This is a genomic window from Flavobacterium sp. ACN2 (genome assembly GCF_002303885.1).
Lineage (GTDB): Bacteria > Bacteroidota > Bacteroidia > Flavobacteriales > Flavobacteriaceae > Flavobacterium.
Genome location: NZ_MRCM01000020.1, coordinates 59319 through 80460 on the forward strand (window position 1 = coordinate 59319; position 21142 = coordinate 80460).

Genomic DNA, 21142 nt, shown 5'->3' on the forward strand with positions numbered 1-21142 from the left:
TAATAGTACTCAAAAATCATAAAAAATTATCTATTACGCAACAATTAAAGTAATTCTTTTTCCGAAAGTTGTTTTAAATATAACGCCGAATAATATCCTTCTTGATTTATTAATTGATTATGAGAGCCTTGTTGAATTATCTTACCATCTTCTAATATGATAATTTTGTCTGCATTCTTTGCAGATGAAACTCGATGACTTACAATTATGGTTGTTTTGTCTTTAGAAATCTCAAATAAATTGTTCAAAATCATTTCTTCGGTTTCGGTATCAACAGCCGACAAACAATCGTCAAAAAGTAAGATTGCAGGGTTTTTAATAATCGCTCTAGCAATAGAAACACGCTGTTTTTGTCCGCCCGAAAGCGTAATTCCTCTTTCTCCTAAAACGGTGTCATACTGTTTATTAAAAGCGATAATGTTATCATGAACCACCGCGTTTTTAGCAGCTTCGATTACTTCATCATCAGTTGCATTTTGGTTTCCGAATTTGATATTGTTTTTAATCGTATCAGAAAACAAGAAAGCATCTTGAGGAACGATTCCGATGTTGTTGCGAAGATCGTTTAGGTTTAAAGTACTGATTTCGTTTCCGTCAATTTTAACTTCGCCTTCGGTTACATCATATAGTCTCGAAATCAAAGAAAGAATAGTCGATTTTCCAGAACCTGTTTTTCCGAGGATTGCCAATGTTTCTCCTTTTTTTACTGTAAAAGAAACATTTTTTAAAGCTTCAATGTTGGTGTCATCATAAGTAAAAGAAACATTTTCGAAAGAGATATTTCCTTGGATATCAGATGAGTTTTCGTTCTTGTTTTTGATTTCTGGTTCGATTTTCAAAAATTCATTCAAACGTTTTTGAGAGGCTTCTGCTTCCTGAACCATAGAAGAAACCCATCCTAAAGAAGCAACTGGCCACGTCAGCATATTTACGTATAAAATAAATTCTGCGATGGTTCCGATATTAGGAATGGTTCCATTAATGTACATTACACCTCCAAAATAGATTACAACCAAATTACTGATTCCGATAAGCGCAATCATTAAAGGTCCAAATAAAGATTGAACTCTTGCTAGGCTTAAACTCTTACGTTTGCTTTCTTCAGCCAAATCAACCATATTGTTCTGATGTTGATTTTCTAACGAATAGGCTTTTATTACGCGAATTCCTGAAAAAATTTCCTGAGTAAAACTGGAAACTTTAGAAAGGTATTGTTGGAAAGTGGTACTTCTTTTATTGATTTCAGAACTTAACTTGAAAATGCAATATGAAAGAATTGGCAAAGGCAAAATAGTATATAAAGTAAGAAGTGGCGATACATTATACATATATATTATAACGATCGCAAAACGAATAAATGTATTAATAGTATACATTACTGCGGGCCCAACATACATACGAACTTTGGAAACGTCTTCGCTAATACGGTTCATTAAATCTCCCGTTCTATTTTGTTTGTAGAAATTCTGAGAAAGATTCTCGTATTGTCTGAAAACTTCATTTTTTAAATCAAATTCAATATGACGTGACATTACGATCAAAGTCTGGCGCATTAGAAACGTCAGAAAACCTGCGACAATCGTAGTTCCGATGATAAGTAGCACATTATGAATGAGATCCTGACGAAAACTGGCGATAACAGCTTCGGAGTTTTGCTCTGCAACAGAAAGTTTATCAAAATTTTCAATAGCATTTAAAGACTTACTAATAAGTTTTGGTGTAAATAAAGAAAATATTTGTGCGATTATGGTTATTAAAATACCTGCAGAGAAACTGTATTTATATTTAATGAAATATTTATTTAAATAGCTTAATTCTTTCATTTTTTTAAGAAATCTAATATTGAATTGATTTGTTTTTAAGAATTATTATTAAAGAAAATTATAATAATTTGCGATTTAATCAAAACAATTATATTGTAATATTGTTATTTTAAAGATAAAAAATTAGCACATGTGTATTTTTTAATTATGTTTGAGAAGTCTTTTTGACGAATTCATAATTTTAACTAATTTATACTAGCGCTATGGATGCAACTTTCGCAACTGGAAAGGAACTTCAAAAAATGGATCCTGTTTTTGGACAGTTATCTTTTGACGATCACGAACAAATTGTATTTTGCAATGACAAAGATACAGGATTAAAAGCAATTATTGGTATTCATAATTCGGTTATGGGACCAGCTTTAGGAGGAACCAGAATGTGGAATTACAACACAGAATGGGAAGCTTTAAATGACGTTTTACGCCTTTCGAGAGGTATGACTTTTAAATCGGCTATTACTGGACTGAATATTGGTGGAGGTAAAGCGGTTATTATTGGTGATGCTAAAACGCAAAAAACTCCTGAGTTAATGCGTAAGTTTGGAGAGTTTGTTCACTCATTAAGCGGAAGATATATTACAGCAGAAGATGTCGGAATGGAAACTAAAGACATGGATACTGTAAGAGATGTAACGCCTTACGTTACTGGTATTTCTGAAGAAAGAGGTGGTTCTGGAAATCCTTCTCCAATTACAGCTTACGGTGTCTATTTGGGTATGAAAGCGGCCGCTAAAAGCCAGTTTGGAACTGATGTTTTAGAGGGTAAAAAAGTTTTGGTACAAGGAATTGGACACGTTGGTGAAACTTTGGTTGAGTATTTAACTAAAGAAGGAGCGCAGGTAACTATTTCTGATATTAACGAAGAGAAATTATTCCAAGTTGCTTCAAAATACAATGCAACAATTTATACTGGTGAAGATTTATATACTGCCGATGTTGATATCTACGCGCCGTGTGCGATGGGAGCTACAATCAATGATAATACAGTAGATAAAATTAAAGCAAAAGTGATTGCTGGTGCAGCCAACAACCAATTAGCTGATGAGAATGTTCACGGTGCAAGATTACAAGAAAGAGGAATTTTATATGCTCCAGATTTCTTAATCAATGCGGGTGGAATTATCAATGTTTATGCTGAATTAGCTAACTATGGTAAAGCTGAAATCATGACTAAAACAGAGAATATCTACAATACAACTTTAGAAATTATTGATTTCGCTGCTAAAAACGGAATCACAACACATAAAGCGGCTCTTACTATTGCTCAAAATCGTATCGATCAAAGAAGAATCGAGAACGCTAAGAAGTAATTAAGTGTTCAGTGTTCACTTTTTTAAGTGTTCAGTCTTAAAGTCTCAGTTTACAGTTTAATCTGTAACTGAGATTTTTTTTGTGTATGTTTGGTACTGCCCACTAAAAACTGCTCACTGACCACTATAAATAGAGACTAACCGCTAAATTCTGAAAACTAACCACTAAAACAACTACTTTTTTACGAATTAATTTTAAAATACGTATCAAAAGTTATACTTTTGCAGACTAATTTTTAAATGTTCTTACAAGGTGGTAAATAGAAGACACATACGCGTTAAAGTAATGCAATCCATTTATGCAATGCACCAAAGCGGTTCTGATAACATGGAAAAAGAAGAGAAATTTCTTTTCTACAGCATTGACAATATTCAGGACTTATATCTTATAATGCTTTCTTCATTGATAGAAATTTGCAAAAAAGAAGCTGTCTATTTGCATCTGTCAAGCAAAAAACACCTTGCAACTGCCGCAGAACGTAATCCGAATGAAAAATTTGTAAAGAATAAAATTTTTCAACTTCTTGCTGAAAGCAATTCTCTTAGTATCGCTTTAGAAAATCGTAAAATCAATAACTGGTCATTAAACGATGATTATATTATTTTGCTTTTAAATGATGTTAAAGCAAGCGATATCTACCAAAAATATATGAGCAATAACGTAAATACGTTTGAAGAAGACAGACAATTTATTATTGATTTGTTTGAAAATGTTATTGTTCCAAATGAAAAATTATACGAGTACTTAGAAGACGATAAATTGACTTGGGTTGATGATATTCCTGTTGTAAATACTCATATTGTGAAACAATTGAAAGCAATTAAAACAGAAGATCCAGACGATTTTAGAGTGCCAAAATTGTATAAAGATGTTGAAGATAAGGATTTTGCAAAAGATTTATTTAGAAGAACAATTCTAAACGAAACGGCATTTGCAAAAGAATATGAAGATAAAACACCAAATTGGGACAGTGATCGTATTGCAGAAATTGATACTATTATCTTGAAAATGGCAATTTGCGAGTTTATTAAATTCCCTTCAATTCCAGTAAAAGTAACTCTTAACGAATATTTAGAAATTGCGAAAGAGTATTCTACACCAAAAAGTAGTATTTTTATCAACGGAATTTTAGATAACCTTGTAAAAGAACTTACTGCCAATAAAAAAATGGTAAAAGCGGGAAGAGGATTAATGTAAGATTTAAAATAATCAATTTTTTAAATTGCAAATTCCAACTGCTTTGTCTCTCTGAGCGAAGTCGAAGAGCTAAAAAAAATATTAAATATAAATCAAAAACAAATTTAAATTATGGGACAATTAACTCAATTTGCGCCATTTCTTTTGATGTTCGTGGTAATCTATTTCTTCATGATTAGACCACAACAAAAAAGAGCTAAAAACGAAAAAGAATTTGAAAGCAGCCTAAAAGTAGGTGACAAAATAGTAACAAAAAGTGGTTTCCACGGTAAGATCGCTGAATTAGCAGAAACTACTGTTGTAATCGAAACTATGTCAGGAAAATTAAAATTAGAGCGTTCTGCAATTTCTCTTGAATTGAGCGCTGCTTTGAATAAGAAAGCATAATTTTTTTAAAAATTACAATATTTAAAATCCCAAATTCCAAATAAGGAGTTTGGGATTTTTTTTTCGCCCACTTTTTTTTATTTCCAACGAAGTGAGAAATTCTTCTGTTACATTGATTTTTGTCATCCTGACGAAGGAAGGATCACACGCGAGAATCGACAAAGATTGTCCTCTATACTTTGCGGAGTTTCTAGTGTGATCCTTCCTTCGTCAGGATGACAAAAAAAAGAAAAACCTTTGTCAAAGTTTTAAACTTTGACAAAGGTTTTTCTTGTATAGTTTTGGAATTTGGATTTTAAATATTGGAATTTAAACTATCTGTATTTATCATTCAATCCAACATTTGCTAAAATCATCGGAACCACTTTTTCTATTCTCGAAAGCTTTGTTTTTTCCTGTTTTGCAGTTTCAATATATTCTAAAAACTCATATTGTTTGTAAGGAGCAAATTTTTCAAAAGCTTCTTTTAAAGCTGGGTTTTTCGCCATTTCTTCGTTTAAAAGCTCAGAAATAATGGCTTCTTTTTTAGAAGGTTTTATTACTTTTCCCTGTTTTTCGTTTTCAATGGCTTCGTGTATATATTCTAAAATATCCTTCTCGTTTATTTCTTCTTTTGATTTAAAACGCCATTGACGTAATGACTTTGTTACTTCTTCCTGAGCGTTGATTAATTTCTTCTTTTCGTCTTTCAGGAAAACGCCATTATAAAACCAAATGGTAAAATAATCTTTAAAACCGCCTAGGCCAACAATGTTTTTTTTATTGAAAACATAAACAGGCGCTCCCCATTTTACAGTTTCAATCAGTTCAGTTTTATCAATAATTGATTTGAGAATAAGAATTTCTTCTTCCCACTGATTCATTTTGTCCCAAACGTGTTTTTTGTCAGGCATTTTGTGGATTATTTTCTTTTTTTAGATTTTTCTGTCGCATCAAAAATACCTGGAATAGCTGTTAATTCAGCAATTTTTACAATAACATCAGTTGCTTTCTGAATGCTTTCTGCTGGAACATATTCGTATTTTCCGTGGAAATTATGCCCACCAGCAAAAATGTTCGGACAAGGTAGTCCCATAAAAGACAATTGAGAACCGTCTGTTCCGCCACGAATTGGTTTAATGATCGGCTTGATGTTTAATTCTCTCATTGCCTTTTCAGCAATATCTACAATATGTTTTACAGGAAGCACCTTTTCTTTCATATTGTAATATTGATCTTTTACTTCGGCAATTACAATATCTTCGCCAAATTTCTTCGCGAATTTTTTATTGAATTGTTTCGCCAATTTATGAATCAATTCTTTTCTTTTTTCGAATTTCTTTCTGTTGTGATCACGAATAATCAATTCTAAAACTGTCTCTTCAATGTTTCCTTTGATGTGATGAACGTGGAAAAAGCCTTCATAACCTCTAGTTTCCTGCGGCGTTTCACCTTTCGGAAGTTCGTTAATGAAATCATTTGCCAGAAGCATAGAATTGATCATTTTCCCTTTAGCATAACCTGGGTGAACGCTTTTTCCTTTAAAAGTGATTTTAGCTCCAGCAGCATTGAAATTTTCGTATTCTAATTCGCCAATCTGACTTCCGTCCATTGTGTAAGCCCATTGTGCTCCGAATTTTTCTACATCAAAATGATGCGCGCCGCGACCGATTTCTTCATCAGGAGTAAAACCAATTCTGATTTTTCCGTGTTTAATTTCTGGATGCTGAATAAGATATTCCATTGCCGAAACGATTTCTGTAATTCCAGCTTTATCATCAGCTCCTAATAAAGTTGTTCCGTCAGTCGTAATGATCGTTTGTCCTTTATATAATAATAGATCTTTAAAGTAGTCTGGAGATAAAATAATGTTTTTCTCAGCATTTAATACGATATCTTTTCCGTCGTAATTTTCAACAATCTGAGGTTTTACATTTGCTCCGCTAAAATCTGGAGAAGTGTCAAAATGAGAAACAAAACCAATAGTTGGTACTTCATGATCAACATTACTTGGCAGCGTCGCCATGATATAAGCTTTGTCATCAATCGTTACATCTTCAAGGCCAATTGCTTTTAATTCGTCAACTAATTTATTGGCAAGATTCCATTGTTTTTGTGTACTTGGTGTTGTTTGTGAATTTGGATCCGATTCCGTATCAATCGTTACATAACTGATAAAGCGATCTATGATATGTTGCATTTTTTTGAATTTTTAGCAAATATAGAAAAATTTTTCTGCTAAGAAATTTAGCTTTCAATATCTGAATTAATAAAAAAGGGATTCTAAATTGAATCCCTTTTTGGTATTTTGAGTTTGTTATTTGCTTTTTACGCATCTAAAACCAACGTGGTTTGCAGCAGATCTGATTTCTCCTTTTCCTCTTGTTCCAACCATGTATCGCGTGCAATATTGATCTGTACATAAGAACGAACCGCCACGGTGAACGCGTTTTATTTCAGTAGGATCGTTGGGATCATAATAAGCCTCTGGACCTTGCGGATTTTTTGTTACTTTCCCGCTTTCTGCTAATGATTTGTAATAATCTACACTATACCAATCGTGTACCCATTCCCAAACATTTCCAGCAATATCATACAAGCCATATGCATTTGGAGCGTATTGTTTTGTTGGAGCAATTCCTTTGAAACCATCTTCTCCTGTATCGCCATCTTTTATTGGAAAATGTCCTTGGTAAATATTAGCTTGAAATTTTCCTTTAGGTTTTAAATCATTTCCCCAAGCATATAGATTTCCAGTTTTACCGCCTCTTGCTGCAAATTCCCATTCTGCTTCTGTTGGAAGTCTTTTTCCAGCCCATTTTGCGTAAGCTTGAGCATCTTCATAAACGACGTGAACAACAGGATATTTTTCTTTTCCTATAATGTTGCTTTGCGGGCCTTCAGGATGTCTCCAATCTGCACCTGGTTCATAACGCCACCATTGCAAGAAATTATTCAAATTAACCGCAGATGGTGTAGGAGTGAAGACCACAGAACCTGTCACTAAATCTTCTTCGCTTGCTGATGGAAATTCTTCTTTTGTTGGTTTTTGTTCGGCAACAGTTACATATCCTGTGGCTTTTACAAATTTTTCGAATTCTTCATTGGTTACTTCAGTTTCATCCATATAATAGCCATCAAGATACACTCTATGAATTGGAGCTGCATCTTTCGTTACGCCTTTAATACTGCACAGACTTTCGTCTTCAACATTAGTTCCCATAGAAAATTCGCCACCAGGAATCCAAACCATACCTTTTGGTGCTTTTTCTGCAGGTTTAAATTTATTTTCGACAGTTGGTTTAAATTCAGATTCAACATTACTTGGAATTTCATGACATTCTGCTGCTGTTGTTTCAACTTTAGTTGTAAATCTGGTATAACTGTAAGCGATTGAAATAATGGATAATGTTAGTAACGCAAAAATCCAAAAGGTTTTGTTTTTCATGGTTTATGTGTTTGAGCTTATAATGGTTATCAATAGTGGGCATAAAATTAGGTAAAATTACTTTTATAGTATATTAATTTTATAGAATTAATAAAATTAACTATCTTTTTCAACTTGAACCACTTCATATTTGTCTTTACCATCAACTTGTACGGGTTGATAGTAGGTTTCTCCAAATTTTACATATTTTACATCACCTATAGTGACTTCTTCTCCACCTTCGGGCAGTTTTTCTACTATTGTTCCTGCTGTAGGAGCAACGACAGTATATTTTTCTCCATCTTTTTCATAATACGTTCCGCCGTAATAATAATTATTTACCGTTCCGGTATTAACCGTTTCTGCTCCGCTTGGAATGTTGTTTACAGTTCCTCCAACTGGTGCAGGTACGGCAGTGTAGCCACCGTTGGTCGAGGTGTACCAAACTCCTTGATCGTAATGGTATTTATTGTTTTCAACACTGACAATAATAGCAGTAGTTGCCAGAGTTGCAACAAAAAATCCCCAAGGATGCCAAACTGGTCCCCAATAAAAAGGCACATAGGGACGCGGATAATACGGATGATAACAGTTGTATCTGTAACCGCCATACACATAAGGTGGGCGTGTATATGGTCTATATCCTGGACGAACTACTGTATTTCGATTATTGCGAACATGAACGCTATTGTTAACATTAATATTGACATTATTTCTGTTTCTATTAACCGTATTGCCGCTTATGTTGGTGTTTCTGTTACCGACATTATTTCTGTTTACAGTATTATTTCTGTTTACAGTGTTGTTTCTGTTGGAATTGTTTGTAGGTCTGTTTATTTTAGTTCCAGAATTGTTTGCTCCAGGTCTAACCGTTGCTGGTCTAGTTGTTGTCGCTGGCCTTGTTGTGCTAGGTCTTGTCACATTTGGCCTAGACTGCGTAGCAGGTCTTGCCGGACGGCTTTGTATTGCACCGCCGCCTCTATTGAGTCCGCCACCGCCACCGCCGCCACGATGGCGTTGTGCTAAACTGTCAACAGAAATAAACAAAAAAGCTCCGGTCAAACACATTACAAGTGCCAGTTTTTTTACTGTTTTCGATATACTTTTCATATTCAGTAATTTATGTGATTTAAAGTTATGAAAAAAAAATGTCCGTTTTGAATTAATAGATTAAAAGTTTGATTTATAATGAGATATCCCATTGTATTCTAAATCGCCATCCTTGCTGTAAGGAAAGCGTTTTGTCTTGAAAAGTAAAATAACTCACCTCTGAGGTCAGTTTGTTTTTGTGTCCTTTAAAAAACCAGTTAAAAGCCAATGTAGATTCGTCTTGTCTATTTTCTCTTATCGAATTATCGGGTCTGTAAGCGGCATGACGACCAGCCATTTCTAAGTGTTTTGGCCACCATTCGAAAACATTATGAAAAAAATATCCTGCCTGAACGTAATATCCTTTCATTATGGTTGTGTCATCATTGTTTATTTTATCAATAATTTCTTTGGTATGTAATTCGCTTTGCCAAGAAAAACCACGATACATAAAAGCAGTTTCAAAATTCCATTGATTGACTCTGTATTGTCCCGGTAGACCATTTTCAAATCCGTCTAGAGAACCTCCTCCCGCTTGAGAGAAACGGGTATAAGGGCTTCGGTTGGTTATGGCTGAAAAGGCTATAATCGGAGTGAGTTTTTCGTGAAATTCTAAATCACAGCCTTCAAAATCAAGAAATCTTCCTAGAAAATTCCATTGTGCTCTTCCAAAATACATTAAATGATTATCGTCATTAGATGTGCTTCCGCGTCCTGTTCCTGTTAAGGCCGCCGCCCAATAATTAAAATCGGCAATTCCAGCTCCTTTTAAATGCCCGTAAACTTCAACTCCTAATTGTCGGTCTACGGTAAAAGGACGGTTAATAAGAGATCGCTCAACCATTTGCTGTTCGCCACTGCTTATGAAACGTTCGCGCGTAAACTCCGTTTTCCATTGTCCAACTTTAAAACTCAGCCAATCCCACTTTTCAATCATAATTCTGAAATCAAGTAAGTTGGACTGACTCAATTCATATTCCCAATAATATTTAAGCCATGGTTCAAAAGCATGGCCGCCAATTTTTAGTCTCGCACGATTTATTTTAAAAGTCGTTTTAGCATCTTGACTGTAATCGTCATAAGTTAAAGGATCTGTATCGTAAGGAGTGGAGAAACGAAATTGGAATCGGCTTTGTAGTTGAAAAAGGAACTTTTTGTCACGGGTTTCCAATTCAATTCCTTTACTGCCATACCGAACATTCATCAGCTTTGTAGTATCTTTTTCTTGTTGCGAAAGTCCTTTATAGCTAATTGCTAATAGCAGAGCTAAAAGGACGTTTTTAAATTTTAGATTTACGATTTTTTCTTTATACATAAGTGTGATGGTTTGTATAAAAGATTTTGTTAAGTGTTTCAAAATTAAATAATAAATGAACGAGAGTTGGTTGTTGATAAGCTTGAACTGGTTTCAAATTATAACTTGCAACATGAAAAAGCAGAACGATTAATTTGTAAATAGAAGAATTGAAACAAAAAGGAAATTATTTGTTTTTATAAAAAGACACCTTTTTAAACTATAATATCTAAATTTGCAGCCAAAATAACAACAACACAACTCTTATGTATAAATTGATAATTCGTCCGATACTTTTTTGTTTTGATCCTGAAAAAGTGCATTATTTTACTTTTTCTTTTGTAAAATTCATTTCAAAAATCCCTGGAGTTTCGGCGATTATAAGATCAATTTATGAGGTAAAAGATGCTCGATTAGAAAGAGAAGTTTTCGGAATTAAATTCAAAAATCCAGTTGGACTTGCGGCTGGTTTTGATAAAGACGCAAAACTGTACAAAGAACTTGGTGATTTTGGTTTTGGTTTTATCGAAATCGGTACTGTAACGCCAGTTGGACAAGAAGGAAATCCGAAGAAACGTTTGTTCCGTTTAAAAGAAGACCAAGCGATTATTAACCGAATGGGATTTAACAATGGCGGTGTTCTAGAAGCGGTAGAACGCTTGAAAAAGAATACTGGTGTTTTAATTGGTGGAAATATTGGAAAGAATAAAGTAACCGATAACGAAGATGCCGTTAAAGATTATATCATTTGTTTTGATGCGCTTTTTAATCACGTAGATTATTTTGTAGTGAATGTAAGTTCTCCAAACACACCAAACCTAAGAGCTTTACAAGACAAAGAGCCTTTGACAGCTTTATTGCAGACTTTACAAAATAGAAATGTCGAAAAACAAAAAACAAGTACTCAAAAAGTAAAGCCAATTCTTTTAAAAATTGCTCCAGACTTAACAGATGAGCAATTATTAGATATTATTGATATTGTAAAAACAACTCAAATTGATGGTGTTATTGCAACAAACACAACAATTTCTAGAGAAGGTTTACAATCTGGAAACCAAACAGAAACGGGAGGTTTATCTGGAAAACCATTAACGAAACGTTCTACAGAAGTGATTCGTTTTCTATCTGAAAAAAGCAATAAAGCGTTCCCAATTATTGGAGTAGGAGGAATTCATTCTGCAGATGATGCAATCGAAAAACTAAATGCAGGTGCAAGTTTAGTGCAATTGTACACTGGCTTTATTTATGAAGGTCCAGCTTTGATAAAAGCAATCAACAAAAAGATTTTAGGGCAGTTGTAAAAGTAGCGCTTGGACTAAAAGACCAGCTATTATTGCAATACCAAAACTGATTAAAGTTCCGATCATTACGTATTCTGTAAGTTTTCGGTCTTTGGCTTCTTTTAAATCACCGAATCTAAAAATAGATTTAGCAGCAAGCAGAAAACCGATCGCTTCAAAATGTCCGGTTAAGATAAATCCGAAAACAAATAAGCGTTCTAAAATACCAATATAATTTCCGGCAGCTATCAGAGAATTATCCTGATGGCTGTTTCTGCTTTCTGGAGCCCATATTGAAATTATAGTTTTTATAAAAATAGAGGAGGGTTTGGTTAGCAATAAAATTCCTGTAAGCAGAATCCAGAATTCATTATTCTGCCAAAAATGGATTATCGTTTTGTTTTCATACAAAAGCGTAACACCAATTAAAATGAGAATATGCGCAATTTGATCAACCACAAACCAAGTTCGTTTGGTTTTCTTTTTCTGAAAATTTAATTTGATTAAATCTACAATCCCGTGCGTCACAGCAATTAAAACAGCATAAGGTATAAAACTGATTTCGCCCACTAAAACCGCTGCTAAAACTCCGTGCAGTAAAATATGAAGGTATAAATAAACACTTTTATGTTTTTTTATTTCTTTGTCGCCTACCCAAGAATTGGGCTGCCAAATAAAATCTCCTAATAAATGAGCAAGAAACAGTTTTATAAATAAAATCATGAGGCTGAAATTTGTTTTATTTGTTTTCTAAAATAGCGATCTAAATTCATAACCAAATCAAACTGAGCTCTTTTTTGTCTACGGCTCACAGCAGCTTGGTTGATGCTTAATTTTTGTCCTAATTCTTCTTGTGATAAAGTTGGGTTTTCAATAGCAGCGGCAACAAATTCTGCAGATTGTACCAGCCAGCTGTCCATAAAAGTCAAAGCCAGTTGCAGCATTAAATTCAGTTTTTCATCAAAATCTAAATCTCCTGTTCGCAGGGCTAGATTTACTTTCTGTTTTTTTAAGGTTTCAAAAAGTTCTCCAGAATTAATAAACGCAGAACCGTTGCTTTCTGATATTCTTTCGGCATTGTGTGTTTTATCTCCAAAACCAATACTCATTCGGGCATCAGATTTTATGGCTCTTAAATGCGCTTTTACCAAAATAGCAGTTAACAAAGAGTCTTCGGGATTACTGACTTCAATTTGAAATTCGTCGCCTCGATATACTTCCCACTGATTTGGAGTTTTGCCAAATGGAGCCAAGATCTTCTTTAAATCCTCAACCCAATGCTGAGATTCTTGTTGTCTTGAACCAATTATGTCCCCTGTAATTACACTAGTCATAACTCAAATATAAGTAAAAAATTATAAATTTTCTATTACAAATATACGTAATAAGATTTATTATTACGTTTTTTGGTAATAATTTAAATTATTACTCTTTTTGGTAATATTTTATAATATGATGCTATTTTGTAATAATAGACTTCAAGTAAAAATCTCTTTTATATCATCAAAAAAGAAACTAACTTAGCCTTTACAAAAGAATACGCTTTGAGTAAAGAAATCAAAATTATCGAATGCCCTAGAGATGCCATGCAAGGCATTAAGGCTTTTATTCCGACAAAAAATAAAGTTACTTACATACAAGCTTTGTTACGAGTTGGCTTTGATACAATCGATTTTGGGAGTTTTGTTTCTCCAAAAGCTATTCCGCAAATGCAAGATACTGCTGAGGTTCTAGAGCAGTTAGATTTGTCTCAAACAACAAGTAAATTGCTTTCTATTATTGCCAATACACAAGGCGCTATAACAGCTGCCAATTATGAGCAGATTCAATATTTGGGCTTTCCTTTTTCTATTTCTGAGAACTTTCAGATGCGTAATACGCATAAAACTATTGCAGAATCTTTAGTTACCTTAGAAGAAATTCTGGAAGTTGCCGATAAGAAAAATAAAGAAGTAGTGACCTATCTTTCCATGGGCTTCGGAAATCCATATGGAGATCCGTGGAATGTTGAAATTGTAGCAGAATGGACCGAAAAACTGGCAGCAATGGGTGTGAAAATTTTATCACTTTCTGATACCGTTGGAACTTCTACGCCAGAAGTAATTACGTATTTGTTTTCAGATTTAATTCCGAAATATCCTGAAATTGAGTTTGGAGCCCATCTTCATACCACACCAGAAAGCTGGTTCGAAAAAATCGATGCTGCGGCAAAAGCAGGCTGTATTCGTTTTGACGGAGCTATTCAAGGTTTCGGAGGCTGCCCTATGGCAACCGATAAACTAACAGGAAATATGCCAACAGAAAAACTCGTTTCCTATTTTACTGCCAATAAAAAAATAACCGGACTTAATTCTCTTAGTTTTGAAAGCGCATACAATGAAGCTTCAAAATTGTTTGGAAAGTTTCATTAAAAAATAGTTATTTTTCTTACCTTAGATAATGATTGTTTGCATAATGCGTTACATTTATTATAGCTATAACTATTGTCATGAGGTCAAGCCCGATAAATAAAATTTCAAGCCTACTATTTTGTGTCTTTTTATTATTTTCCTGTTCAAGCGATTTGAATTTTGATCAGGTAAACGATTTTAAGATAGAGCCTGTTTTTGTAGCCAACCTAGCGTATTTTAATATTCCAGCCAATAGACTTATAGACGATGGAGGAACTAATGTATATCCAGATGTACGAGATTTTGATGTTTTTAAAGAGAAATTCTTTACCGAACGTCTTAAAAAAGCAGAGTTTGATTTTGAAGTCGAAAACAACATCAATCGTGCTTTCGTTCTAAATATGCTTTTGCTTAACGATCAAAATGAGGTTTTGCAAACCATATCTTTTACCGTTCCATCTTATAAAGGAACGCCAAATGTTATAAAATATCCGACAGAAGTTTTTGAAAATGCTCGATTGGATCTTTTAAAACAAACTCAAAAAATTGGTTTTGTAGTAGTAATTGCCTCAGGGCCTCCATTAAATAGCCAGAGTGAAGGAAATTTAAAATTAAGATCAAGTGCAACGGCTTATTTAGTAATCGAATGAGAAAGGCGATACTACTTTGCTTGTTTTTTCCTATTTTCTGTTTTGCCCAAAACAGAGAATTGTTGTATAATTTTACTTCAATTCCGCAGTCTTCGCTTGTAAATCCAGGAGCAGATGTTTCGTATAAATATTATTTTGGATTTCCCGTTTTGTCTGGAATTTCAGCCAATATTGGATCTAGCAGTTTCTCAGCCTATGATCTGTTTTCAGACGATGGAGTCGATTTTAATCAAAAGGTTAGAAATGTTGTAAATAAATCTTCCAGCAGAGATAAAGTAGTAACCAATCAGCAATTGGAAATATTTTCTGGCGGATTTAGAATTGGAGGCAGAGAAAGCCGTTCTTATATTTCGTTCGGATTGTATCAGGAATTCGATTTTTTTATGTTTGTTCCCAAAGATCTTGCTTTACTGGCTTTAAATGGAAATCGAGATTATATCGGAAAATCGTTTAATCTAGGCGATTTAAGCATGAAAGCCGAAGTTCTTTCTGTTTTTCATGTTGGTTTTCATAAAAAACTCAATGACAAATTTGTTTACGGAGGTCGCGCTAAAATCTATTCAAGCGGTGCAAATGCAACTTCTACAAAAAACTCAGGTTACATTTATACAGGCGAGGAGCCAGGAACACCAAATTTATACAGTCAGGTTATTTCTTCCAATTTAGAATTAAAAACATCTGGTCTTTCTCGTTTTACAAAAGATGAATACGAAGGAAATGTAGTTCGTGATATTGCTAATAATACCTTTTTTAACGGAAGTCTAGGTTTTGGAATAGATGCCGGAATTACCTATTATATAAAAGACAATTTACAATTTACCGCAAGTGTTATAGATTTGGGTTTTGTGAGACAGACCAAAGATATCGAAACACTTACCTATAAAGGAATTTACCGTTACAATGGTGCAAATCCAGATTTTATGGGTACAGATGACCCTGAAAATGTTTTTGACGAATTTGACAAAGCAATTCCTAGAGACACACTTTATAATAAATACACCACTTGGCGTCCGACAAAACTTTATTCTTCAATCGAATATTCATTTGGAGAAGCGCGTCCAGATGACGAATGCAATTGTCATGGAAAAGTCAATAAATATTATAAAAATGCGACAGGTATACAAGTTTTTGCAATGTCTGCCCCTCGAACACCTTTGTTTGCGATAACCGCTTTTTATAGAAGAAATATTTTTAAAAAATTAGATTTTAAAGCAACCTACACCCTAGATACTTTTTCAAATAAAAACGTCGGATTAGGACTTGCAGGAACAATTGGCCCTGTAAATATTTATGCTCTGGTCAATAATGTTTTAGAATATAAAGACATTTCCAAAGCCAGCAGTGCCGCCTTCCAACTCGGAATCAATTTTGTTTTTCAAGACAAAGAATAGAAATTTTCAATTTTTTAAATTCCAATATACAAACTATGGAGTATTAGAATTTAGGTTAAGTTTTGGAATTTGGAATTTAATTATTGAAATTTTAAAACCGTAAGGTTTTTCGTGTAAAGTCAATTTTATGAATAAGTTAGTATTCAAGTTTCCAATTTATTCACTATATTTGCACGCAATTCAACTAGAAATTGCAACATGATAGCACACAACTCCAAGATTATCGGCGAAGGTTTAACTTACGACGATGTATTATTAGTACCTAACTACTCGAATGTGCTTCCTCGCGAAGTGAGCATTAAATCAAAATTCTCAAGAAACATTACATTAAACGTTCCAATTGTATCTGCTGCTATGGATACAGTAACTGAAAGCGCAATGGCAATTGCTATGGCACAAGAAGGCGGAATAGGTGTTTTACATAAAAATATGACTATCGAACAACAAGCAGGAAAAGTTCGAAAAGTAAAACGTGCAGAAGCAGGTATGATTATCGATCCGGTAACATTACCAACAAACTCTACAATTGCTGATGCAAAAAATGCCATGAAAGAATTCGGAATCGGTGGTATTCCAATCGTTGACGAAAACAGAATCTTAAAAGGTATTGTTACAAATCGTGATTTACGTTTTGAGAAAAACGGTGCGAGACCAATCGCTGAGGTTATGACAAGCCAAAACTTAGTAACTGTAGCAGAAGGAACTTCACTTGAGCAAGCTGAAGTAGTTTTGCAAGGCCATAAAATCGAAAAATTACCAGTTGTAAATGCTCAAAACGAATTAGTTGGTTTAATCACTTTTAGAGATATTACAAAACTGACTCAAAAACCAATTGCTAATAAAGATAGCTTTGGTCGTTTAAGAGTTGCTGCTGCAATTGGAGTTACTGGAGATGCTGTTTTAAGAGCAGAAGCTTTGGTTGCTGCAGGTGTAGATGCAATCATTATCGATACAGCTCACGGACATACAGAAGGTGTGGTGAATGTACTGAAAGAAGTAAAATCAAAATTCCCTCAAATAGATGTAATTGTTGGAAACATTGCAACGCCAGAAGCTGCTAAATATTTAGTAGAAAATGGTGCTGATGGAGTAAAAGTTGGAATCGGACCTGGTTCTATCTGTACAACTCGTATCGTTGCAGGTGTTGGTTTTCCTCAATTCTCAGCAGTTTTAGAAGTAGCTGCGGCAATTAAAGGAACTGGAGTTCCAGTTATTGCTGATGGTGGAATTCGTTATACAGGAGATATTCCTAAAGCAATCGCTGCGGGTGCCGACTGTGTAATGTTGGGTTCATTACTTGCAGGAACAAAAGAATCTCCAGGAGAAACTATCATTTTTGAAGGAAGAAAATTCAAATCTTACCGCGGAATGGGTTCTGTTGAAGCAATGCAAACAGGATCTAAAGATCGTTATTTCCAAGATGTTGAAGACGACGTTAAAAAATTAGTTCCAGAAGGAATTGTAGGACGTGTTCCTTACAAAGGAGAATTAAACGAAAGCATGCTTCAGTTTATTGGAGGTCTTCGTGCAGGTATGGGATACTGTGGTTCAAAAGATATTCCAACTTTACAAGAATCTGGACGTTTTGTTAGAATCACTTCTAGCGGAATCACTGAAAGCCATCCACATAACGTGACGATTACAAAAGAAGCTCCAAATTATTCTAGATAATTTTAAGTTTTGATATAAAACAAAAGGCGTAAGATTTTTTTCTTACGCCTTTTTTTATTTGCCTTTTGATATGGTTGATGTTTGTTTGAAATCACTTTTAGATTTTAAATCTAAGGCAAAATCAGTGTGTTTTAAGTCGAGAGTAAAATCCATTTCCAAATTGTTCTCACTTATAAAATGATTGGGTATATCATAAATCAAATTGCCATTTCCAATCCCAGATCCGTTGGTTTCAAATCTGTTGTCAGACATTTTCATTGTGTAAGTCTGCGTAATATCAAAGAAAGCATTTTTAGAATTTATGCTTTTTAAATTGTACACCGTAGTAATTTGCATTTCAATATTTATCCCTGCGATAGGCAATCTTAATGGGCTTTCTTGAGTAAAAGATTCGCCTATTTTTAGTTTTTTATGCGGAAGAGCCAATTGTGAAAAAGTATTTTTAACCATTTGAAAAACAGTATTTTTAAAATCCTCTTCCATGTCTTTTGAAACAATAGAATCTATTTCTGGCATGGTAGACAATGAAGCTTTTCCGTAAATGAGGGTGCCGTTTGGAATTATAGTTTTTCCATCTAAATCTACCGATTTCAGGTACTCGATTGTTATTGGGAAATTGCCACTTTTATCACTTTTACCAGTTTTAGAAACCGTTTCTAAATTAAAGACAGTCTTTATTTTGGAAGGGTTTTGTACTTTATTGTTCTTTAATGTCTCTAAAAACGTTTCGCTACCGGAATACAAAACTTCATAATCGGATGAATTAATCGTGGTTTGAAGATAGTTGGTTTCCGGAGCATACCCAGCTTTAAAATCTAAAATTTGATTAGATTGACCATAGCTTAAAGTCGTTGTGCAAATAAAAAGAAGGAAGAATAGTTGTTTCATAATTGTTTTTAATGTGGATTTTCCACTTGTCTAAAACGAAAGTAAGAATTTAAAACAACTTATCATTTTATTCTTTTGCTCTGTACTCACTAAATTTAGCATTCCATCCATTTTCTGAATAAGATTCTCCATGAATACCATCGCTAAGTTCAACAATATTTTTGCCATTTACGGATATTTGAATATTGTTTTCAAAATCAGCCAATTCTTGTAATGAAAAAAGAAAATCATGAATTGCTACATCTATGCTTTTAATTACGATTTCTTTGATTAAATCTTTTTGTGGTTCATTAAATTGACCAATTTCAGTTTGTATTTTTAAGTTTGATGGTGATTTAGATTTATTGCTTAAAAGAGTTTCAGCATTTCCAATTCCTTTATCTCTTAGATTTTTAACTAAAAATTCTCCAAAAATATCAAGCGATTGTTTTGACTCCATAATCTTATTTGTAGTTTTAATTTTTTAAAGATATTGAAAAAACTCATTTTTTTTAAAACCTACTATTCAAAATATCTTCAGCCACAATATCTGAATGAAGTAAATCTTCCATTTTCTTTGTCATACGCTGTGCTTCTAATGCATAACCGAACATTTTTTTCTCGTAATCAGCGATTGCTTCATCAATTGTTTTAAATTTTCCGTTGGTTAAATTTTGGGTTAAATGGAAAGCATCAAACAAGCCCATATTTACACCTTCGCCTGCAAATGGAGGCATTAAATGGGCTGCGTCGCCAACAAGTGTAAGATTTGAATGTTCTTTCCAAGATTCTTCCAAAGAAAACAATCTTAAAGGCAAACCAGAAAACTCCGTAGAAGCGGCAAAGAATTTTTTGTAATCCTCTCCCCAGTTTTCAAAAGTTTCATTCAAAAAAGAAATAACAGATTGATCATCTTCAAAATTGATTCCGTGGTTCGAAACCCAATCTTCACCGGCTTTAAAAGAAACTCCAAAATGAACAGAACCGTCGCGCATGGTATGGGTGTAAAACATTTTGTGTTCTCCCATTGCCATCACATTTCCGTTTCCGTATTTTGGTTTAAATTCTGGATAATCTTGATCAGGATTCACAATTTCTCCTTGAATAATATAAGTTCCAGAAAGCTGAGGTTCTTGATCGCTCACAAATTTTCTAGCATTCGATCTTCCGCCATTTGCAACGATTACAAAATCGGCAGTTGCTGTTGTGCCATTTTTGAATTCTAAAACATATTGGTCTTCAAGTTTTTCAATATTAATTAGTTGGCTATCCCAAACTACTGTATTTTCGGTTAGATTCTCCAGCATAATTTTTCGAAGATCGTTACGGTCAATTTCTGGGCGTGAAAAAGCATTAGTCTCATCAGGCATTTCGTCAGAAGTAATATTTCCGTTCATATCAGCCATTTTCTCTCCAGTTGGTCGTGCGTATTTTTTAAATTCCTCCATTAAACCCGCTTTCTGAATCGCAAATTGACCAGAATCAGAATGAATGTCCAAAGTTCCTCCAGATGTTCGCGCTTGTGCATTAATGTCTCTTTCATAAACCGTAACATCTGCACCATTAATTTGTAAAATTCTTGCAGTGGTTAGTCCAACAGGCCCACCGCCAATAATGGCAATTTTTTTATTTTCTATAATTGAAGTTTCCATTTTATTGAAATTATATTGTATTTAAATCTGTTATTGATATTGCTATTGAAATTGCTATTGCTATTGCTATTGAAATTGCTATTGAAATTGCTATTGTTATTGAAATTGCTATTGCTGTTGAATTTTAATCAGGGAGTTAATGCTTTTAAAACAAGGTTAAAAGCTTCATTTTTAATCTTGTCATTAAGAACGAAAGATTTTCCAGACATTGATTTTCCATCTCTATGAAATTCTAAAAGAGAATAAAGTGAGCCGTAAGCAATACTCCAAAATACTTCATAAGGGACAGAAATGAGCTCTTTTCGCTCAATTGCCAAAACCATAAATTCAGTCATCATTTGCTTGTACTTTCCTGTTGCTTCTTGTAGGATTGCATCGCCGTGAGTAGAATGTCTTAAAAGTTCAAAACAGGTAGTTTGTAGTGGAAAATTTAGATTGAAATAAATACGATTTTCCCATTGATTTCGTAATCCTTCTCTAAAAGACATATTTGTAGCGAAACCATCAAACATCTTTTCAAAGAAATTTTGACCGATTTCAATTCCAATTTTGCGAATCAAATCTTCTTTATCCGAATAATAAATGTAAAGTGTTGCTACAGAAACGCCGCATTCTTTAGCCAGACGATTCATTCCAAAGCCTTCTACACCTTGTGCAACGATCATTTCTATTGCTTTTTGCTTTACAATTTCTTCTTTATTTGTATCTCTAGTTCTCATAATTCTAACTAATTA

The 21142-nt window shown here is 33.8% G+C and carries 20 protein-coding genes; 8 read left to right on the plus strand and 12 right to left on the minus strand.

All coding sequences use genetic code 11. The features are described 5' to 3' along the window. Positions 1 to 44: 44 nt before the first annotated feature. Entirely contained in the window at positions 45 to 1823 is a 1779-nt protein-coding gene (locus tag BSF41_RS20605) for an ABC transporter ATP-binding protein (protein ID WP_095931385.1), read from the minus strand. 203 nt (positions 1824 to 2026) lie between these two features. Here BSF41_RS20605 and BSF41_RS20610 point away from each other — a divergent pair, with 203 nt between their 5' ends. The 3 genes from BSF41_RS20610 to yajC all read left to right on the plus strand — a co-directional run bounded on the left by BSF41_RS20610 (position 2027) and on the right by yajC (position 4718). Beyond that, positions 2027 to 3133 carry a Glu/Leu/Phe/Val dehydrogenase gene (locus tag BSF41_RS20610; RefSeq protein ID WP_095931386.1) on the plus strand — a complete coding sequence of 369 codons (1107 nt, stop codon included), beginning with the start codon at positions 2027 to 2029 and terminating at the stop codon, positions 3131 to 3133. A gap of 286 nt (positions 3134 to 3419) precedes the next feature. Next, the gene (gene nusB / locus BSF41_RS20615) at positions 3420 to 4331 is read left to right on the plus strand and encodes a transcription antitermination factor NusB (RefSeq protein WP_095931444.1); all 912 of its coding nucleotides are present in this window, start codon (positions 3420 to 3422) and stop codon (positions 4329 to 4331) included. A 111-nt stretch (positions 4332 to 4442) separates the two neighbouring features. After that, positions 4443 to 4718 carry a preprotein translocase subunit YajC gene (gene yajC / locus BSF41_RS20620; RefSeq protein WP_053471036.1) on the plus strand — a complete coding sequence of 92 codons (276 nt, stop codon included), beginning with the start codon at positions 4443 to 4445 and terminating at the stop codon, positions 4716 to 4718. Between the two features lie 314 nt (positions 4719 to 5032). Here yajC and BSF41_RS20625 read toward each other — a convergent pair whose 3' ends face one another. From BSF41_RS20625 to BSF41_RS20645, 5 genes are all read right to left on the minus strand, one after another. Beyond that, positions 5033 to 5611, minus strand: coding sequence for a YdeI family protein (locus BSF41_RS20625; RefSeq protein WP_095931387.1), 579 nt, complete (start codon positions 5609 to 5611; stop codon positions 5033 to 5035). A gap of 8 nt (positions 5612 to 5619) precedes the next feature. Next, complete coding sequence (pepT, locus tag BSF41_RS20630; protein ID WP_095931388.1) at positions 5620 to 6897, minus strand: peptidase T; 1278 nt, start codon at positions 6895 to 6897, stop codon at positions 5620 to 5622. A gap of 117 nt (positions 6898 to 7014) precedes the next feature. Continuing rightward, entirely contained in the window at positions 7015 to 8145 is a 1131-nt protein-coding gene (locus tag BSF41_RS20635; protein WP_095931389.1) for a formylglycine-generating enzyme family protein, read from the minus strand. 96 nt (positions 8146 to 8241) lie between these two features. Next, the gene (locus BSF41_RS20640) at positions 8242 to 9234 is read right to left on the minus strand and encodes a DUF6515 family protein (protein WP_095931390.1); all 993 of its coding nucleotides are present in this window, start codon (positions 9232 to 9234) and stop codon (positions 8242 to 8244) included. Positions 9235 to 9307: 73 nt separating this feature from the next. Then, entirely contained in the window at positions 9308 to 10528 is a 1221-nt protein-coding gene (locus BSF41_RS20645) for an OprO/OprP family phosphate-selective porin (RefSeq protein ID WP_095931391.1), read from the minus strand. Between the two features lie 245 nt (positions 10529 to 10773). Between BSF41_RS20645 and BSF41_RS20650 the strand changes: the two genes are divergently transcribed. Next, positions 10774 to 11808, plus strand: coding sequence for a quinone-dependent dihydroorotate dehydrogenase (locus tag BSF41_RS20650; protein ID WP_095931392.1), 1035 nt, complete (start codon positions 10774 to 10776; stop codon positions 11806 to 11808). On the opposite strand, the gene BSF41_RS20655 is transcribed toward BSF41_RS20650, so the two are convergent. Together BSF41_RS20655 and BSF41_RS20660 are read right to left on the minus strand one after the other, a co-directional pair. Further along, complete coding sequence (locus tag BSF41_RS20655; protein ID WP_095931393.1) at positions 11794 to 12510, minus strand: DUF3307 domain-containing protein; 717 nt, start codon at positions 12508 to 12510, stop codon at positions 11794 to 11796. The genes BSF41_RS20650 and BSF41_RS20655 overlap by 15 nt on opposite strands. Then, positions 12507 to 13121, minus strand: coding sequence for a hypothetical protein (locus tag BSF41_RS20660; RefSeq protein WP_095931394.1), 615 nt, complete (start codon positions 13119 to 13121; stop codon positions 12507 to 12509). Before BSF41_RS20660 ends, BSF41_RS20655 begins: the two co-directional genes overlap by 4 nt. A 210-nt stretch (positions 13122 to 13331) precedes the next feature. Between BSF41_RS20660 and BSF41_RS20665 the strand changes: the two genes are divergently transcribed. From BSF41_RS20665 to guaB, 4 genes are all read left to right on the plus strand, one after another. Next, entirely contained in the window at positions 13332 to 14198 is an 867-nt protein-coding gene (locus BSF41_RS20665) for a hydroxymethylglutaryl-CoA lyase (RefSeq protein ID WP_095931395.1), read from the plus strand. Positions 14199 to 14275: 77 nt separating this feature from the next. Then, positions 14276 to 14827 (plus strand): hypothetical protein, encoded by a 552-nt coding sequence (locus tag BSF41_RS20670; protein WP_095931396.1) that lies wholly within the window; start codon positions 14276 to 14278, stop codon positions 14825 to 14827. Beyond that, the gene (locus tag BSF41_RS20675; RefSeq protein WP_095931397.1) at positions 14824 to 16218 is read left to right on the plus strand and encodes a DUF5723 family protein; all 1395 of its coding nucleotides are present in this window, start codon (positions 14824 to 14826) and stop codon (positions 16216 to 16218) included. The genes BSF41_RS20670 and BSF41_RS20675 overlap by 4 nt, the downstream gene beginning before the upstream one ends. A 198-nt stretch (positions 16219 to 16416) precedes the next feature. Beyond that, positions 16417 to 17889, plus strand: a complete 1473-nt coding sequence (gene guaB / locus BSF41_RS20680) for an IMP dehydrogenase (RefSeq protein ID WP_095931398.1) — start codon at positions 16417 to 16419, stop codon at positions 17887 to 17889. Between the two features lie 54 nt (positions 17890 to 17943). Here guaB and BSF41_RS20685 read toward each other — a convergent pair whose 3' ends face one another. From BSF41_RS20685 to BSF41_RS20700, 4 genes are all read right to left on the minus strand, one after another. After that, the gene (locus BSF41_RS20685; protein WP_095931399.1) at positions 17944 to 18777 is read right to left on the minus strand and encodes a hypothetical protein; all 834 of its coding nucleotides are present in this window, start codon (positions 18775 to 18777) and stop codon (positions 17944 to 17946) included. 67 nt (positions 18778 to 18844) lie between these two features. Beyond that, a complete protein-coding gene (locus BSF41_RS20690) occupies positions 18845 to 19216 on the minus strand; it encodes a hypothetical protein (RefSeq protein WP_095931400.1) in 372 nt (123 codons plus the stop codon). A gap of 52 nt (positions 19217 to 19268) precedes the next feature. Next, entirely contained in the window at positions 19269 to 20408 is a 1140-nt protein-coding gene (locus tag BSF41_RS20695) for an NAD(P)/FAD-dependent oxidoreductase (protein ID WP_095931401.1), read from the minus strand. A gap of 128 nt (positions 20409 to 20536) precedes the next feature. Further along, on the minus strand, positions 20537 to 21127 hold the full coding sequence (locus tag BSF41_RS20700) for a TetR/AcrR family transcriptional regulator (RefSeq protein WP_095931402.1): 591 nt from the start codon (positions 21125 to 21127) through the stop codon (positions 20537 to 20539). Between the last annotated feature and the right edge of the window lie 15 nt (positions 21128 to 21142).

What these genes read in the sequence shown, in the direction of transcription:
- BSF41_RS20605 (WP_095931385.1), bottom strand. Translation starts at nt 1,823, where the DNA reads ATGAAAGAATTAAGCTATTTAAATAAATATTTCATTAAATATAAATAC.
- BSF41_RS20610 (WP_095931386.1), top strand. Translation starts at nt 2,027, where the DNA reads ATGGATGCAACTTTCGCAACTGGAAAGGAACTTCAAAAAATGGATCCT.
- nusB (WP_095931444.1), top strand. Translation starts at nt 3,420, where the DNA reads ATGCAATCCATTTATGCAATGCACCAAAGCGGTTCTGATAACATGGAA.
- yajC (WP_053471036.1), top strand. Translation starts at nt 4,443, where the DNA reads ATGGGACAATTAACTCAATTTGCGCCATTTCTTTTGATGTTCGTGGTA.
- BSF41_RS20625 (WP_095931387.1), bottom strand. Translation starts at nt 5,611, where the DNA reads ATGCCTGACAAAAAACACGTTTGGGACAAAATGAATCAGTGGGAAGAA.
- pepT (WP_095931388.1), bottom strand. Translation starts at nt 6,897, where the DNA reads ATGCAACATATCATAGATCGCTTTATCAGTTATGTAACGATTGATACG.
- BSF41_RS20635 (WP_095931389.1), bottom strand. Translation starts at nt 8,145, where the DNA reads ATGAAAAACAAAACCTTTTGGATTTTTGCGTTACTAACATTATCCATT.
- BSF41_RS20640 (WP_095931390.1), bottom strand. Translation starts at nt 9,234, where the DNA reads ATGAAAAGTATATCGAAAACAGTAAAAAAACTGGCACTTGTAATGTGT.
- BSF41_RS20645 (WP_095931391.1), bottom strand. Translation starts at nt 10,528, where the DNA reads ATGTATAAAGAAAAAATCGTAAATCTAAAATTTAAAAACGTCCTTTTA.
- BSF41_RS20650 (WP_095931392.1), top strand. Translation starts at nt 10,774, where the DNA reads ATGTATAAATTGATAATTCGTCCGATACTTTTTTGTTTTGATCCTGAA.
- BSF41_RS20655 (WP_095931393.1), bottom strand. Translation starts at nt 12,510, where the DNA reads ATGATTTTATTTATAAAACTGTTTCTTGCTCATTTATTAGGAGATTTT.
- BSF41_RS20660 (WP_095931394.1), bottom strand. Translation starts at nt 13,121, where the DNA reads ATGACTAGTGTAATTACAGGGGACATAATTGGTTCAAGACAACAAGAA.
- BSF41_RS20670 (WP_095931396.1), top strand. Translation starts at nt 14,276, where the DNA reads ATGAGGTCAAGCCCGATAAATAAAATTTCAAGCCTACTATTTTGTGTC.
- BSF41_RS20675 (WP_095931397.1), top strand. Translation starts at nt 14,824, where the DNA reads ATGAGAAAGGCGATACTACTTTGCTTGTTTTTTCCTATTTTCTGTTTT.
- guaB (WP_095931398.1), top strand. Translation starts at nt 16,417, where the DNA reads ATGATAGCACACAACTCCAAGATTATCGGCGAAGGTTTAACTTACGAC.
- BSF41_RS20685 (WP_095931399.1), bottom strand. Translation starts at nt 18,777, where the DNA reads ATGAAACAACTATTCTTCCTTCTTTTTATTTGCACAACGACTTTAAGC.
- BSF41_RS20690 (WP_095931400.1), bottom strand. Translation starts at nt 19,216, where the DNA reads ATGGAGTCAAAACAATCGCTTGATATTTTTGGAGAATTTTTAGTTAAA.
- BSF41_RS20695 (WP_095931401.1), bottom strand. Translation starts at nt 20,408, where the DNA reads ATGGAAACTTCAATTATAGAAAATAAAAAAATTGCCATTATTGGCGGT.
- BSF41_RS20700 (WP_095931402.1), bottom strand. Translation starts at nt 21,127, where the DNA reads ATGAGAACTAGAGATACAAATAAAGAAGAAATTGTAAAGCAAAAAGCA.